11 protein-coding genes and 4 pseudogenes are annotated in these 13,888 nt (G+C 39.4%); 7 read left to right on the top strand and 8 right to left on the bottom strand.

Annotated elements, in window-relative coordinates; all coding sequences use genetic code 11:
- Positions 1-82: 82 nt before the first annotated feature.
- The 3 genes and pseudogenes from K6V48_RS10820 to K6V48_RS10805 all read right to left on the bottom strand — a co-directional run bounded on the left by K6V48_RS10820 (position 83) and on the right by K6V48_RS10805 (position 3,544).
- Positions 83-577 carry a DUF536 domain-containing protein gene (locus K6V48_RS10820; RefSeq protein WP_217375195.1) on the bottom strand — a complete coding sequence of 165 codons (495 nt, stop codon included), beginning with the start codon at positions 575-577 and terminating at the stop codon, positions 83-85.
- Between the two features lie 349 nt (positions 578-926).
- Positions 927-2,021, bottom strand: a pseudogene (locus K6V48_RS10810) (IS3 family transposase).
- Between the two features lie 80 nt (positions 2,022-2,101).
- Positions 2,102-3,544 carry a multicopper oxidase family protein gene (locus K6V48_RS10805; protein ID WP_174846724.1) on the bottom strand — a complete coding sequence of 481 codons (1,443 nt, stop codon included), beginning with the start codon at positions 3,542-3,544 and terminating at the stop codon, positions 2,102-2,104.
- A 147-nt stretch (positions 3,545-3,691) separates the two neighbouring features.
- On the opposite strand from K6V48_RS10805, the gene K6V48_RS10800 reads away from it, so the two are divergent.
- A protein-coding gene (locus K6V48_RS10800) for an IS3 family transposase (protein ID WP_216807156.1) occupies positions 3,692-4,836 on the top strand; the annotation gives its coding sequence in 2 pieces (ribosomal slippage) (positions 3,692-3,953 and positions 3,953-4,836; 1,146 coding nt in all).
- A 202-nt stretch (positions 4,837-5,038) separates the two neighbouring features.
- Here K6V48_RS10800 and K6V48_RS12125 read toward each other — a convergent pair.
- Positions 5,039-5,173 (bottom strand): annotated as a pseudogene (locus tag K6V48_RS12125) (IS256 family transposase); the annotation flags it as partial.
- A 207-nt stretch (positions 5,174-5,380) separates the two neighbouring features.
- On the opposite strand from K6V48_RS12125, the pseudogene K6V48_RS11935 reads away from it, so the two are divergent.
- The 3 genes and pseudogenes from K6V48_RS11935 to K6V48_RS10785 all read left to right on the top strand — a co-directional run.
- Positions 5,381-5,614 (top strand): annotated as a pseudogene (locus K6V48_RS11935) (multicopper oxidase domain-containing protein); the annotation flags it as partial.
- A 159-nt stretch (positions 5,615-5,773) separates the two neighbouring features.
- Positions 5,774-6,457 carry a response regulator transcription factor gene (locus K6V48_RS10790; protein WP_174846438.1) on the top strand — a complete coding sequence of 228 codons (684 nt, stop codon included), beginning with the start codon at positions 5,774-5,776 and terminating at the stop codon, positions 6,455-6,457.
- A complete protein-coding gene (locus K6V48_RS10785) occupies positions 6,454-7,851 on the top strand; it encodes a sensor histidine kinase (RefSeq protein WP_174846433.1) in 1,398 nt (465 codons plus the stop codon). Before K6V48_RS10790 ends, K6V48_RS10785 begins: the two co-directional genes overlap by 4 nt.
- A 170-nt stretch (positions 7,852-8,021) precedes the next feature.
- On the opposite strand, the gene K6V48_RS10780 is transcribed toward K6V48_RS10785, so the two are convergent.
- The 4 genes from K6V48_RS10780 to K6V48_RS10765 form a co-directional block, all read right to left on the bottom strand.
- Positions 8,022-9,179: a YncE family protein gene (locus K6V48_RS10780; RefSeq protein ID WP_222369649.1), complete on the bottom strand. Its 1,158-nt coding sequence runs from the start codon at positions 9,177-9,179 to the stop codon at positions 8,022-8,024.
- Between the two features lie 274 nt (positions 9,180-9,453).
- Entirely contained in the window at positions 9,454-9,687 is a 234-nt protein-coding gene (locus tag K6V48_RS10775; protein ID WP_171989918.1) for an SHOCT domain-containing protein, read from the bottom strand.
- A gap of 2 nt (positions 9,688-9,689) precedes the next feature.
- Positions 9,690-10,574 carry a prolipoprotein diacylglyceryl transferase gene (lgt, locus tag K6V48_RS10770; RefSeq protein WP_174846431.1) on the bottom strand — a complete coding sequence of 295 codons (885 nt, stop codon included), beginning with the start codon at positions 10,572-10,574 and terminating at the stop codon, positions 9,690-9,692.
- Between the two features lie 79 nt (positions 10,575-10,653).
- Positions 10,654-11,010, bottom strand: coding sequence for a M23 family metallopeptidase (locus K6V48_RS10765; protein ID WP_174846430.1), 357 nt, complete (start codon positions 11,008-11,010; stop codon positions 10,654-10,656).
- 316 nt (positions 11,011-11,326) lie between these two features.
- Here K6V48_RS10765 and K6V48_RS10760 point away from each other — a divergent pair, with 316 nt between their 5' ends.
- The 3 genes and pseudogenes from K6V48_RS10760 to K6V48_RS10750 all read left to right on the top strand — a co-directional run bounded on the left by K6V48_RS10760 (position 11,327) and on the right by K6V48_RS10750 (position 13,752).
- Positions 11,327-11,530: an MreC domain-containing protein gene (locus K6V48_RS10760; protein WP_043914323.1), complete on the top strand. Its 204-nt coding sequence runs from the start codon at positions 11,327-11,329 to the stop codon at positions 11,528-11,530.
- 52 nt (positions 11,531-11,582) lie between these two features.
- Positions 11,583-12,185 carry a TIGR01906 family membrane protein gene (locus tag K6V48_RS10755; protein WP_174846437.1) on the top strand — a complete coding sequence of 201 codons (603 nt, stop codon included), beginning with the start codon at positions 11,583-11,585 and terminating at the stop codon, positions 12,183-12,185.
- Between the two features lie 202 nt (positions 12,186-12,387).
- A pseudogene (locus K6V48_RS10750) lies at positions 12,388-13,752 on the top strand (transposase).
- Positions 13,753-13,888 lie beyond the last annotated feature (136 nt).

Raw genomic sequence — 13,888 nt, 5'->3', positions numbered from 1 at the left:
AGGCTCATGATAAAAAGGTCCACTGGACCTTGATTCGCTTCCTTATTTTCAGGCTCATGATAAAAAGGTCCACTGGACCTTTTTATTTTCCAAACAAGCGTGCAAAGAAACCTTTGGTTTGCACTTCTTGTGACTGCGCTTTGACTTCATCTAACTCCAGCTTGAGGACTTCCTTATCAGCCATTGCTTTGAGAGTCAACTGTTGCTGTTGATCCAGTTGTTTGTCCTTCTCTGCAATCTGCACATCCTTAACTTTGAGTTGCTCATCTTTTTCTGCAAGTTGCTTATCTTTGGCTTTTAATTGACTATAAAGACGAATAATCTCCGCATTTTTTTCGTCAACCAAGATTTCCATCAATTCGCGCTGCTTCACTTCTTCGCTAATTGGTTCATCTTCAAAAATGGTTGTTTTGTAGATTTCTTCCAACTTAATCAAGCCAGCACGATTTACAACAGTCACACCCTTGTCATTTTTCTCTACGAATTCTTCTGGAAGTGATTTAACACGATTATTCATTGCCTGGCGGCTCACTCCCAAAATTTCAGCTAATTCACTGACTGTTTTTTCGATTCCCATAATTTCCTCGGTACTTACATTTCTCATAGTTTGTATCATTAAAATATTACCACATAAGCCTATCCCTGTCAAATTTAGGAGGAGCACCGTATGTGTCTGAAATTTTGAGAGGAGTCGAAACTGGAGCTATACTATACTACAAAAGTGGACAGAAAATTGTGTGTTATAATCTGTCTATTAAGACACAAAAATGAAAGGACTTTTATGTCAGGTTTTAAACGTTACGACGAGGATTTCAAACAATCGTTCGTTAATCTCTATCAAACTGGTAAAACACAGACTGAACTCTGTAAAGATTATGGGGTGAAAAGGCAACACTTTTCTGTACAAAATTTATAAAGTGTTTTTGTTAAACGATTGCTCTTTTAGTCATGGGTGTTTGGTAATGAAGTGTGCTGTGGATGCGATGGTGATTCCACCAGTGGACATAATCCTTAGTTTTAAGGGTTAATTCTTCCAGAGATCGGAAGTTTTCTTGGTTGATAAACTCCAGTTTGAAGGAGCGATAGGTACTCTCAGCTACCGCATTGTCATAAGGATAACCCGCTTGACTCAGCGAACGTGTGATGCCAAAGGCTTTTAACATCTTATCAATCAAGGCATTATCAAACTCCTTACCACGATCAGAATGGAAGAGTTTGACCTTGGTCAGAGCGTAGGGAATGCTTTGAATGGCTTCTTTGACCAAGTCAGCAGTCTTGTGCCAACCAAGAGATAGGCCAATAATTTCACGGTTGAAGAGGTCAATGATCAAGCAAACGTAAGCCCAACGATTGGCAACACGAACATAGGTTAAGTCCGTCACAAGGGTTTCCAATGGTTTTTGTTGGTTAAACTGTCTCTCTAAGAAATTCGGAACTGGTGCTTCATTCTTCCCTTTAGAATGCGGTTTGAAGGTAGCCTTCTGGTAAACAGAAACCAAATTCAATCTCTTCATGATGCAACGAATCCGACGGCGAGACAAGGTGATCCCTTGTGCTTCCAGACATTTCTTAATCTTCCTAGCGCCGTATCTGGACTTACTGTCAAGAAAAATGCGCTTCACCATTTCTTCAAGTTGTGCCTCAGATACTGGCACTACAGCTTTGTAGTAATAGCTAGAGCGAGGAATCTTCAACCAACGACACATGGCTGAAATGCTGTATTTATCCTTGTTAGCAGTGATTATTTCCCTTTTCGTGCCATAATCACTGCCGCTTGCTTTAGAATGTCTAATTGCATTTCGAGCTCTTTATTTCGTTTTCTGAGTTCTATCAACTCACGTTGTTCATCTGTCAGATTATCGACAGTTTTAAAGGAACCAGTTGTTAACCCACTTATCGAAGGTTGAGGGTGTTAAATCATATTCTTTGATCAGTTCACTGCGTTTTCTACCTGCATTGTGCAAGTCAACGATTTGTTGTTTGAAGTCATCTGTGAAGTAACGGCGAATTTTTCTAGACATATCTGTTCTCCTCTTTTCTTTAGTGTAGAACACTTTATTCTTCTGTCTAGTTTAGTGTAACCTATTCAAAATATTATTTATTATTCTACTTTAATTTGTCCCATCATACCTGCTTCTTCATGTTCAAGAATGTGACAGTGGTACATATAAGTACCCTTCTTATTAAACTTAACTATAAGTCTTACTTTTTCGTTAGGCTCAATATATACAGTATCTTTCCATCCGCTCTCCTCTGGAGAAGGCGCATTACCGTTTCTTGATAGAATTTGAACCTGTGTGCCATGAATATGGAATGGGTGACCCATTTCATGCATCATTGATCCTGGGTTTGTAATTTCCCAAATCTCTGTATCTCCAAGCTTCACTGTTTCATCAATTCTATTCATATCAAACTTTTTACCGTTTATTGATACCATTTGACCCATACCTTGAAGCTCAAAGCTTCTTATCTTAGTAGCTTGTGCTTCTGACATTCTTTCTATATTCGTTAAAGTGCTAGGTACTTCAGTATCATCTTTCCCATCGCCTTTAACATTAAAGGTCATAATGGTTTCTTTATCACTCATAAGTGACAGCTTCGTTCCCTTTTCATACTTTGAAAAGTCCACTATTATCTCTGCTCTTTCCCCAGGTGATAACATAATATTTCTCTGGCTAACCGGTTTTTCTAAAAATCCACCGTCAGATACTATTTGATAGAATTCATCTCTATTATCTAACTTCAAATTAAAGTTACTTGCATTAGCACCATTAACTATTCTAAATCTCATCTTGACTCTATTAACCTCTAAATTAGGTTTAATAGCTCCGTTAACTATGATAGTATCCCCTGTTGCTCCATCCATCATATTTGTATTATAAATAAAACTGCCGTCCTTGCCAAAGCTTCTATCTTGAATTACTAAAGGTATATCATTTACTCCATATTCCTTAGGAATATTTAAGCTTTTTGATACTTCATCATCCACATAGAATAGTCCTGCTAAACCTTTATAAACTTGGGTAGCAGTATTTCCTCCAAAGTGCGGATGATACCACAATGTTGCAGCCTGTTGATTTACTGTAAAACTAGGCTCCCAAGTTGTTCCTGGTTCAATTCCTTGATGAGGGCCCCCATCCTTTTCTCCTTCTACCTCTAGTCCATGCCAGTGAACTGTAGTTGCTTCTTTTAGCTTGTTATTTACGTGCACATTTACTTGCTCACCTTTACTTACTCTGATGACAGGGCCTAAGAAGCTTCCGTTGTAACCCATAGTTCGTGTCTTGGTATTTGGTAAAAATGAAGTTTCTCCTTCTTGAGGTTCTAAAGTAAAATCCGCAATATTAGGATCTGGATTTTTATCCTCTAATAGTGGTGGTATAGGAAGTGTACTTTTTGTTTTACTTGTTTGAATATCTATATTAACTGCACTCTGGTTTATTTTAAAATAACTAATCATTGGTTCTAAAAGTGTAATATATCCAACTGCAGTTAATGCGACTGTAAGTCCAATACCTAATAACATATGTTTATTCTTACTCATTTTTATTCCTCCATAAATTATTAATACTAATTAATAATAATTATACTTTATCATTATGAAGGAAATATGAAGTGACCTGATATAATTAAGTTGTAACACCTGTGTATAGTTTGGTAAAATACATACATAATCCAAGGAGATGTTACAATGACAAACAATCGTTACGAGCCTGAGCTCAAACAAAAGGTTCTTCGCCTCTATCTGGAAGAGGGACGAACCAAGAAAAGCCTGACCGAAGAATATAATCTTGGACAAGGCACGCTGACATACTGGTTACAGCAATACCGCAAAGAATGCGATAACAGCCCAACAAAACGGGAAGAATCTGATTCATACGAAGTTGCAAAAAAGCTACGCAAAGAAATTGAAGAACTCAAAAAGGAAAATGATTTTTTAAAAAAAGCGGCAGCATTCTTTGCGAAGGAAATCGATTAGCTCAGTACCAGTTCATCCAGAAATATCAACAGACATTTGGGGTCAGATGGCTTCTTAGAAGAATGAACATCTGTCCAAATGCTTACTATAATTATCTTAAAAACAAAAAATATGCTTATCGTCAGGAGAAGGCAGAGATTCAACGTAAAATTGTTGAAATCTACCACCGCGAAAATGGAGTTCCTGGATACCGAATGATGAACGATTATCTTAAGGGTATCGGAAGCATTCGTTCAGATCTGACAATACATCATTTTATGAATGAATTGGGCTTACGTTCCATCACACGTCGAAAGAAACCAAACTACGTAAAAGGAACTGCCAATAAAATCTTTCCAAACCTTCTGAATAGGGAATTTGATGTAAAAGAACCCAATAAAATATGGTGTACTGATTTTACATATTTAACTCGTCCAGATGGAACAATGCGTTACAATTGCACGATTATAGACCTTTGCGGTCGTGAAGTGGTTGCATCATTAAACAGCAGTCATATCGATACTGAATTGGCAAAGGAAACCTTGAAAATCGCACTAGAACGTCGAAAACCAGCAAAAGGAATTATCCTGCATTCTGAACAAGGGCGTCAATTTACCGCAAAAGAATTCAATAAATTTTGTGATAAAAACTATGTCCAACAAAGTATGAGCAAAGCAGGCTGTCCATATGACAATGCCGTTATGGAAAGATTCTACAATACGCTCAAACACGAATTCTATTATCTCTACAAGTTTGATTCAAATGACATTCTTGACCAAAAGCTCTATGAATTCGTTTATGGGAAATATAATCACGTAAGACCACATCGTGCAAACGGTGGACTTACACCTTATGCTGCACGATGTCGTGCAGCGTAAGAAATTTTATACACTAGTGTTACAAAAATGCTTGACTAGGTCAAAGAATACTATTGTTAATGGTAATAAAAAAGAGATATAATTTATAAAAATCATATCTCTAAATTAACTATGCTTTAATATCGATTTTTGAACCTAAGTTACTATCCTTTGCTGTATTCTTTGAATCTATAGAGCCTGTCTGATTGTGCATACCCTTCATATCGTAATTGAGGAAAGCCGTTAACTCGGTTTTGAGAAGCGTATTGACTGCTTTCTCCAAATGGACACGGAATAATTCATTCAAATCGCCTTTGTTCGCTAGAGTCTTTAGAATTTCTGTAGTAAAATCGTTCATAGGGAAGTCCTCTCTTCTGTGAATGTGTTGTGGTAACTCTATTCTACAGAAGGGACTTCCTTTTTTCTATTTACACAAAATATTTTACACTCTCCAGCACTGATAGAATATCAGTAAAAGCTTTCTTTTTTTGTAATCTCGTATTCAAAAGTTAATACTTTAGACAACATCCCAAAAGCAGAAGATTCTACTACGCCTGACAAAGTGATGACCTTTAGTGGCATGGGAAACATGGTCGCCATTGACGGCAAACAGTTCGACATGGACCGGATCGATTTACGCGCTAAGGTCGGGGAAAAGGAAGTTTGGGAGATTAAAAACACACGGGACATGATGGATGGCATGATCCATCCTTTCCACCTGCATGGCGTCCAGTTCAAGGTGATAATCCGGAATGGCAACGCCCCACCAGCCAATGAACAAGATTGGAAAGACACCATCGCACTTTATCCAGGCGATAGCGTTAGGATTGAAGTCACATTCCCAGAAAAGGGGATTTTTTATGTACCATTGCCATATCCTAGAGCACGAAGACAATGGCATAATGGGTCAAGTTTTAGTATAATGAAGATACCAACGAAATTGGAGGAGAAAGATTACGTGAAGATTTTAATTGTGGACGACGAAGCAAGCATTCTGAATATCGTGGAAGCCTATTTGAGTGCAAAAGGCTATCAAGTGTTTCGCGCTTTGAGCGGAAACGAGGCTTTAACAAAGGTTGATGTTGTCCAACCTGACTTGATTGTGTTGGATCTCATGCTGCCTGGTTTATCTGGCCTCGAAGTCTGTAAAAAAATAAGGGACTCCTCCACTGTACCGATTATCATGTTGACTGCGAAAACAGCCGAAAAAGATATCTTGGAAGGGTTAAGCCTGGGGGCTGATGACTACATCACAAAACCATTCAGCCCGAAAGAGCTGGTTGCTCGGGTCGAAACCGTTTTACGCCGTGTCCAACCAGAATACCGAGAAGAAAAGTGGTCTTTCGAAGAAGGTTTGCTGGTTATCTACCCGGATCGAAAACAAGTATTCAAACGAGGTGAAGAAATCATTTTGACCCCGACCGAGTATGCTTTATTAGCCCTTCTGGCCTCACATCCAATGCGCCTATTTTCACGGGAACAGCTGCTGGACGCTGTGAAAGGACTCGATTTTGATGGAACGGATCGGGTGATCGATACCCACATCAAAAATATCCGTCAAAAAATTGAGGACGACACGCGCAACCCCTACTTCATCTTAACCGCATATGGAATGGGGTATCGATTTGGTGGTCAAAAATGAAGCGAACCATTAAATGGCAACTCTTGCTCTCGTTTGTTTCTCTGTCCTTTATCTTAGTGGGGACCTTCAGCTGGATAACACTAAACTTAATGGAAAGCCACTTCGAAGACTATTTGCGCGAAAGGCAAGAATCAGAGTTAACAGCATACCAGACTGAGTTAGAAAACTTCTATCAGAAAACGGGTACTTGGGCAGATGCCACTCCAACAATCCAAAGTATTGGACGCGATGCTCTCCAGAAAGGCATCATCCTAAAAGTATATGACCATGCTGGCAACCAAGTATGGGGCCCCTCTCCCTCAGAGGAAGAAGAGTCAGAAAATAGGATTCAAACCCACCTCCAAAATATGGAGCAGATAATGGGCGATATAGAGAGTGGCTACGTGCACACAATCGTTCCCCTCGGTAGCGAAACAGACCCAATCGGTTCTCTCGAAGTGCAATCCGTTGGACCTTTCGCTTACACGGAACATGATGCGTTATTCCTTGCCGATATGAGGAACAACTTGATTTTTGTAGCGATTGGATCCCTAATTATCTCCTTATTTTTCGCGTTATTGATTGCCAAAAAATTGAGTTCACCAATCGTCAGAATACAGAATTTTACGACGGAAATTGCGAAGGGTCACTACAGTCAACTGGCGATTGAGGAAACAGGGATTCAGGAAATTGACATCCTCTTGGATTCCGTGGATGAATTGTCTGGGCAACTCCAACGCCAACAAGAGATTCGTAACCGCCTTTCCTCTGACATCGCACATGAAATCAGGACACCATTGACGACTTTGAAAGGCAATATTGAGGCCATGATTGACGGGGTCTGGGAAGTATCGGAAGAACGCCTCTACCACTGTTACGAGGAAGTTAACCGCATTGCCCGCCTGATTGGACAAATTGATCGGATCAATGAAATTGAAAGCCATGAAAGCCAGCTGCAGAAGTCATCCTTTGATTTGCTAGAACTTACACAACAAGTTGCCGGCACCTTTCAAGCTTTGTTGATTGAGAAGGGCATTGAATGTGCCATTAACGGAGAAGCGGTTTTAATTTCTGCTGATCGAGATAAGATTCATCAAGTGGTAACTAATCTCTTGTACAATGCAATTAAATTTACCCCTTCCGGTGGCCACATTGATCTTCAGGTTTCCCAAATTAGTGGAGCAGCTTCCTTTAAGATAACCGATACCGGTCAAGGAATCCCTCCAAATGAAATCAATCAAGTTTTTGAAAGGTTCTATATGGCTGAACCCTCTAGGAACAGGAAACTGGGTGGCCAAGGGATTGGTTTATCTATCGTAAAAAGTATCATAACGGCTCATCATGGCAACATAACAGTCAAAAGTGATTATGGAAAAGGTTCTACGTTTACCGTTATTCTTCCTGTCAAAAGATAGTAATCATCAAAAAAAGCGGTTCACTTTTATGTAAAGTGAACCGCTTTTTCAGCTTCATGCTAAAGTTTTTCATTTAATTTAGGCCTAATTAAGATTTTTAAATGTTAGAATAATTTATCTCTTTTCAGAAATCATTAAGTTGATTTTTTAGTTTAACTTAGCACTAATAATCATTTCAGAGTAATCCCATTTGGTGTTTCACCAACCTCAACCGTGGCAATAACTTCACTAGTCTCATTCTCAATAACACTGACCGTATCATCGAATGCATTCGTGACAAAGGTGTATTGATCATCTTCACTAATGACAACTCCATGTGCACCGCTACCCACTTCGATTGTTTCGACCACTTCATTACTATTTAAATCAACCTTTGAAACGGTATTGGAAGGATTCTCTTTGGTACCTTCATTTGCCACAAATACATATTGATCATCATGTTGAACAAACAACTGGATAGGACCATTTCCAACTGCTACTTTCTCAACTTTATTGGTTGTCAGATCAACGATTGCTAACGCATTTTCTCCATTTAATGTTACTAAGAGCGTTTGTCCATCTGAGGTGATACCAGTTGTAGCTCGAGTACTGCCAACAGTTATTCTATTAATTTCTTCCATACTTTCTAAATCAAGGACGCTTACAGTGTCTTCACCCATATTGGCAACGTAAGCCGTTTTTCCGTCTTCAGCGATTCTAAAACCGTGTGGACCTTCGCCTGTTGGGATTGTTTCAACCACTTCATAAGTAGATACATCAATGACTGAAACAGTGTTCTCTCCATTATTGGAAACTGCTGCATAGTTGCCATCGTTAGTGAAAACGATATGAGCAGGGTGACTCCCTACTTCAACTTCTGCAAGTTTTTCACCTGTTTCAGTATCATAAAAAGCTGCAATACCTTTTTCATCGTCACTTTCATTACTCATACTAGTATCACTATCTTCGTCGTGTTCCATCTCCATACTTTCATTACTATCTGAACTGTCTTCAGCATGCCCCTCGCTGGGAACAATTGTTACACCAATGACTTTTTCATCAGGTGAAATTTGTACATTATGTGCGGACCCATCGATGGCAATCGTATCCACAACTTCGTGCGTTTGAGCATCTACTTTGGTTACACTTCCGGTATCGGAAGTGTAATAGGCTTCTGTTTGTTCCTTCTTTTCTTCTTTAGAACTAGATTGACCCTCACTAGATCCTTGTGACGTTGATACGATTTCTTGTTGAGAAGAATTTTGACTACTTGTTGAATCTTCTTGACCACAAGCTGCAAGCAAGAGACTCACTGATGACACTATTGCTAAAATGATTCTTTTTTTCATTTTTATATCCCCTTTTTTACTACGTACTTTTTACTTTTCGTACTATTTTTATTGATCTACAAATGCCTGAATTATTCATAATTTTTCCGTAGGTTTCTGAGAAGATTACGGCACTGTCATTTCATCACGAAAAGGGCAAAAAGATTCTAGCAGGAACCCTTTTTTCCAAAAGCGGGAGTCAATAACGGATACGCTACCGCTATTTTTGAGCTATGAATAATTCAGGCTAATAACAGGTATTTACTTCATCAAATAATCTTTATTTATAACCATACTATTGTAGATGTTTCTTTCTTTCCAAATAGTCTTCCTCAGAAATATTTCCTTTCGCATATTCTTTCTGAAGAATTTCCAAAGGTGGTTCGCTATTAGAACTTTGATTCGGTTGATTGAAAAATAATTTTCCAATCAGAAACACTACCACAACCAACAATAGAATCCAAAAAATTCCCATAAACATCATAGTTCCCATTCCTCCTCTATTAAAAAAATTTAGACATTCAGACATGACTATTCCTCCTTCTCTTTATTAAATTTTTCATCTGATTCAAGGTTTTTACTAGTTCTTAGATCCGTCATTCCTTCTAGATAATAGGGTTTTGAAGGATAATCTTGCCTGCGGAGATACCATATAAGGATGGATCCTATGAATAGGACAAGAGACAAGGCCTGTGAAACACGCAGAAAATCACCAATCCATAGACTATCCGTTCTCATGCCTTCAATAAAGAATCTTCCCGTTGAGTACCAAAGCACGTAACTTAACGCTACTTCCCCTTGTCGTAACAACTGTTTACGATTCCGTAGAATGATAATGATCACAAATCCTAATAGACTCCATAATGACTCGTACAAAAATGTCGGATGGTAGTAGGTGCCATTAATTTGCATTTGATCAATAATAAACTTTGGCAGGTAAAGGTTCTCCAAAAAGGTGCGGGTCACTGCTTCCCCATGGGCCTCCTGGTTGATAAAGTTCCCCCATCGGCCAATGGACTGCGCCAACAGAACATAGGGCGCCAGTATATCGAGCATCAATGAAAAAGGGATCCCTTTTTTCTTCGTGAACCAGTACACGGCCAGCCCCCCTGCAATCAAACCGCCATAAATGGCGATGCCGCCTTGCCAAATGGCGATGATTTCAAGCGGTTTCTTGATATAATACTCCCATTGAAAAAGAACGTAATAAATTCTTGCTCCGATAAGTCCAAGGGGGATAGCCCACATTGCCATATCTGTAATGTCCTCTTCGCCCAAGCCTCTTTTCTTTCCTTCCTTAGAGGCAAGTGTGATGGCAAGCAACATAGCGCCGACAATAATTAAGCCATACCAATACAAGGTAAAAGGGCCAAAGGAAAACGCGACGCGGTCGATTGTTCCGACAATTGATTTCATAACTTACTCCTTACTGATTTTCATTCTGTATCCCGTTCGATAGTTATAAGCCCAAATAAGGCGCTGGATTGACCTGGATTCAGTTTTCGTATACTTCAAAGTGAAGATGGACGCCCGTAGAATCTCCGGTGGTTCCCATGATGCCCCGTTTTTGCCCCTGGGTCACTTGTTGCCCTGCCATTTGTAAGGCGAGCGCATCAATTTTTTCTTGAAGTGCGATGGTCCCTGTTCGCAACTGCTCCTTCCTTGCTTCTAAACCATCCAACTTTACTTGTTGGCTGATGCTTTCTCCATCTAATTCCTGCAGTTGCTTCTCAAGCTGCTCTTTCTCTTGTGTCAGGTCTTCAATACTTCGTGCATTTACATCCATAGGAAGGATGAGCAAACTCGATAAGAGTGGGATACTTATAAATTTGACAAGCTGCTTTCTGTCCATGTGTCCTCCTAGTTTCAGGCCAGGTGACGAATGTTAACGAATGTTGCCTGTTATTTCAATCATTATACCGTTACAACTATATGAGACAGGAACCTCCTTTCTTACTTTTATTGACTATACCAATGAATTATGTAGATTTTATGAAGTTGCCCCATCTTCATAAGAATCACATAATTTTTTGTTATTCTTATCAAGAAGATGAGAAATAATCTTTGTTCTCACTCATTTGGTTTGAATTTTGCTTGTTTCAGGGTTTGCCATTCGCAATCTGTTTCGTTTGTAGTATTGGCATAAAAATAAAAGAGGAGTGTTGAAGATGGAATTAATTATATTTGTGGTACTGATGGTGGTTGGACACATGCTCATGATGTTTCTCATGCCTGGTATGCATGGCGGTCATAACCATAAAGGACATGACCATACCGGCGACGCGGAGGATAAAAAGCGTCTGGAAGATGAAATCCAGCAATTAAGGAAAGAGCTGAGTGACATGAAAGCCCGATTAAACCAAAGCGAATGATAAGGGGGCTGCTGTTTTGAGGCAAAAAATATTCTCCATAACTGGATTCATCATGATTTCGCTTTTCATCCTTTCCCTTTCCATCGCCGTCACCATCAACTTTACGCCGCTCTATTCGTTTGACATCGATTATTTGGAAATAACGGAAACGCTTAAAATGCCAAAGGAACAGATTTCAACAAATTACCGTATCCTCCTGAATTACCTGAATATGCCTTGGATAGCAGAACTTAACATGCCGGATTTTCCCAGTTCAGCGCGTGGGCTATTCCACTTTGTTGAAGTAAAAAAACTCTTTGCCTTAAATTATCTAATCCTATTGTTTTCCGGCGTAGGCACGTTTGGATTTGTGCGGTATCTGAGTAGGAGACAACAATCTTGGCAGCTCCTGCTCTACTTCCGCCGGGGAACCCTTATTCCCCTTGCTATCCTTTTGGCTCTCCTGGTTAGCTTCGACACGTTGTTCGTGCTTTTCCATCAAGTTTTCTTTAACAATGACGCCTGGCTCTTCAATGCTACTACTGATCCTATTATCTTAGCTTTACCTGCCGACTTCTTTATGCACAGTTTCCTCTTGGCCTTTGGATTAATCGAAGTCTTCCTAATCCTGGGGTACTTCACTACTAAATATCGAATCTCTGCCCCAAGCCGTTGATTAAAACGGTTATGGGTCATAAGAAAAACAGGGCTCTCCATCGAAAGCATGGGAGCCCTGTTTTTATCGAAAATTTATGGCTCTATAATTTCTGTAGTGGGTAAATCCACCATGGAAATTATGGAGCCTTTTTGAGTATATACAAAAAGTCCCATATGACCTATAATGAAAAGCGACGAAACTCACATTAGAAAGGGTTCATATGGAACAACTAAATCTTATCACAAATTTTCTCAGAATTAAAGACAAAAATATCACTATCACTGATGAATATGATATGGGAACTCACTTAGAACTCCACGGTTACTTGGATTACATGGATTCTAAATGCCCAAAATGCAAGGGACTAATGGCTAAATATGATTTCCAGAAAGCCTCTAAGATCCCCTACCTAGAAACAGCTGGCTATCCACTCTTTATCCGCCTTAAAAAGCGTCGTTTCAAGTGTAAAGATTGTGGGAAATTGGCTGTTGCTGAAACTCCTCTTGTCAAGAAAAACCACCAAATCTCTGTCGCTGTTAACCAGAAGATCGCTCAATTACTCATCGAAAATCAAGCAATGACACATATCGCACATAGGCTATCTATCTCAACATCATCAGTTATGAGAAAGCTCAATGAGTTCAAGTTTGAAACCGATTGGAATACCCTACCTGAGGTGATGAGTTGGGACGAGTATGCCTTCAAGAAGGGGAAGATGAGCTTCATCGCTCAAGATTTCAATTCCCTAAATGTCATAACCATTCTGGACGGAAGAACTCAAGCAACCATCCGAAACCACTTTCTTCGCTATCCTAGAAAGGTTAGAAATCGGGTCAAAGTGATTACCACGGATATGTTTAGTCCCTATTATCAACTTGCTAACCCCTTCGCTCTTCTATTTCTGAGCTCAGGCTGAAACAGTCTATTCCCAGACTGTTTCACTCCCCAATGCAAAAATTGTACTCGACCGCTTTCATATCGTGCAACACCTTAGTCGTGCTATGAACCGTGTCCGTATTCAAATTATGAATCAATTCGACAGAAAATCGCACGAATACCGAGCATTGAAACGTTACTGGAAATTGATACAACAAGATAGTCGTAAACTCAGCGATAAACGATTTTATCGCCCTATGTTTCGAATGCATTTGACTAACAAGGAAATACTCGAAAAACTCCTGTCTTTCTCCAAGGAACTACGACAACACTATGAACTCTATCAATTTCTCTTGTTCCATTTCCAAGAGAAAAACTCAGATCATTTCTTCAGTCTCATCGAACAGGAAATAGCCATCGTTAATCCTATTTTCCAGACGGTATTTAAGACATTTCTAAAGGATAAAGATAAGGTTTTGAATGCCCTAGAATTGCGCTATTCCAACGCCAAACTGGAATCTACCAATAATCTCATCAAAGTCATTAAGAGAAATGCCTTTGGTTTCAGGAACTTTGAAAACTTTAAAAAACGGGTTTTGATTGCATTGAACAGTGAAAAGGGCTGGGGAGAGCCCTTTTCAGCTTATCTCCTAAAAACAAAAAAGAAATAAAGAAAGAGAGGACGAAGTTCGTCCTCTCCAGGTGTTAGCTTTTCATCTACCCCCTAGTTGACAAAGAGCCTAAAACGGATTTTGATTGCATTGAACAGTGAAAAGGGCTGGGGAGAGCCCTTTTCAGCTTATCCCCTAAAAACAAGAAAGAGATAAAGAAAGAGAGGACGAACT

This window comes from Streptococcus suis (genome assembly GCF_019794555.1).
GTDB classification, from domain to species: Bacteria; Bacillota; Bacilli; order Lactobacillales; family Streptococcaceae; genus Streptococcus; species Streptococcus suis_AB.
This window is presented reverse-complemented; position numbering and strand designations above follow the sequence as displayed.

What these genes read in the sequence shown, in the direction of transcription:
- K6V48_RS10820 (WP_217375195.1), bottom strand. Translation starts at nt 577, where the DNA reads ATGGGAATCGAAAAAACAGTCAGTGAATTAGCTGAAATTTTGGGAGTG.
- K6V48_RS10805 (WP_174846724.1), bottom strand. Translation starts at nt 3,544, where the DNA reads ATGAGTAAGAATAAACATATGTTATTAGGTATTGGACTTACAGTCGCA.
- K6V48_RS10785 (WP_174846433.1), top strand. Translation starts at nt 6,454, where the DNA reads ATGAAGCGAACCATTAAATGGCAACTCTTGCTCTCGTTTGTTTCTCTG.
- K6V48_RS10780 (WP_222369649.1), bottom strand. Translation starts at nt 9,179, where the DNA reads ATGAAAAAAAGAATCATTTTAGCAATAGTGTCATCAGTGAGTCTCTTG.
- K6V48_RS10775 (WP_171989918.1), bottom strand. Translation starts at nt 9,687, where the DNA reads ATGTCTGAATGTCTAAATTTTTTTAATAGAGGAGGAATGGGAACTATG.
- lgt (WP_174846431.1), bottom strand. Translation starts at nt 10,574, where the DNA reads ATGAAATCAATTGTCGGAACAATCGACCGCGTCGCGTTTTCCTTTGGC.
- K6V48_RS10765 (WP_174846430.1), bottom strand. Translation starts at nt 11,010, where the DNA reads ATGGACAGAAAGCAGCTTGTCAAATTTATAAGTATCCCACTCTTATCG.
- K6V48_RS10760 (WP_043914323.1), top strand. Translation starts at nt 11,327, where the DNA reads ATGGAATTAATTATATTTGTGGTACTGATGGTGGTTGGACACATGCTC.
- K6V48_RS10755 (WP_174846437.1), top strand. Translation starts at nt 11,583, where the DNA reads ATGATTTCGCTTTTCATCCTTTCCCTTTCCATCGCCGTCACCATCAAC.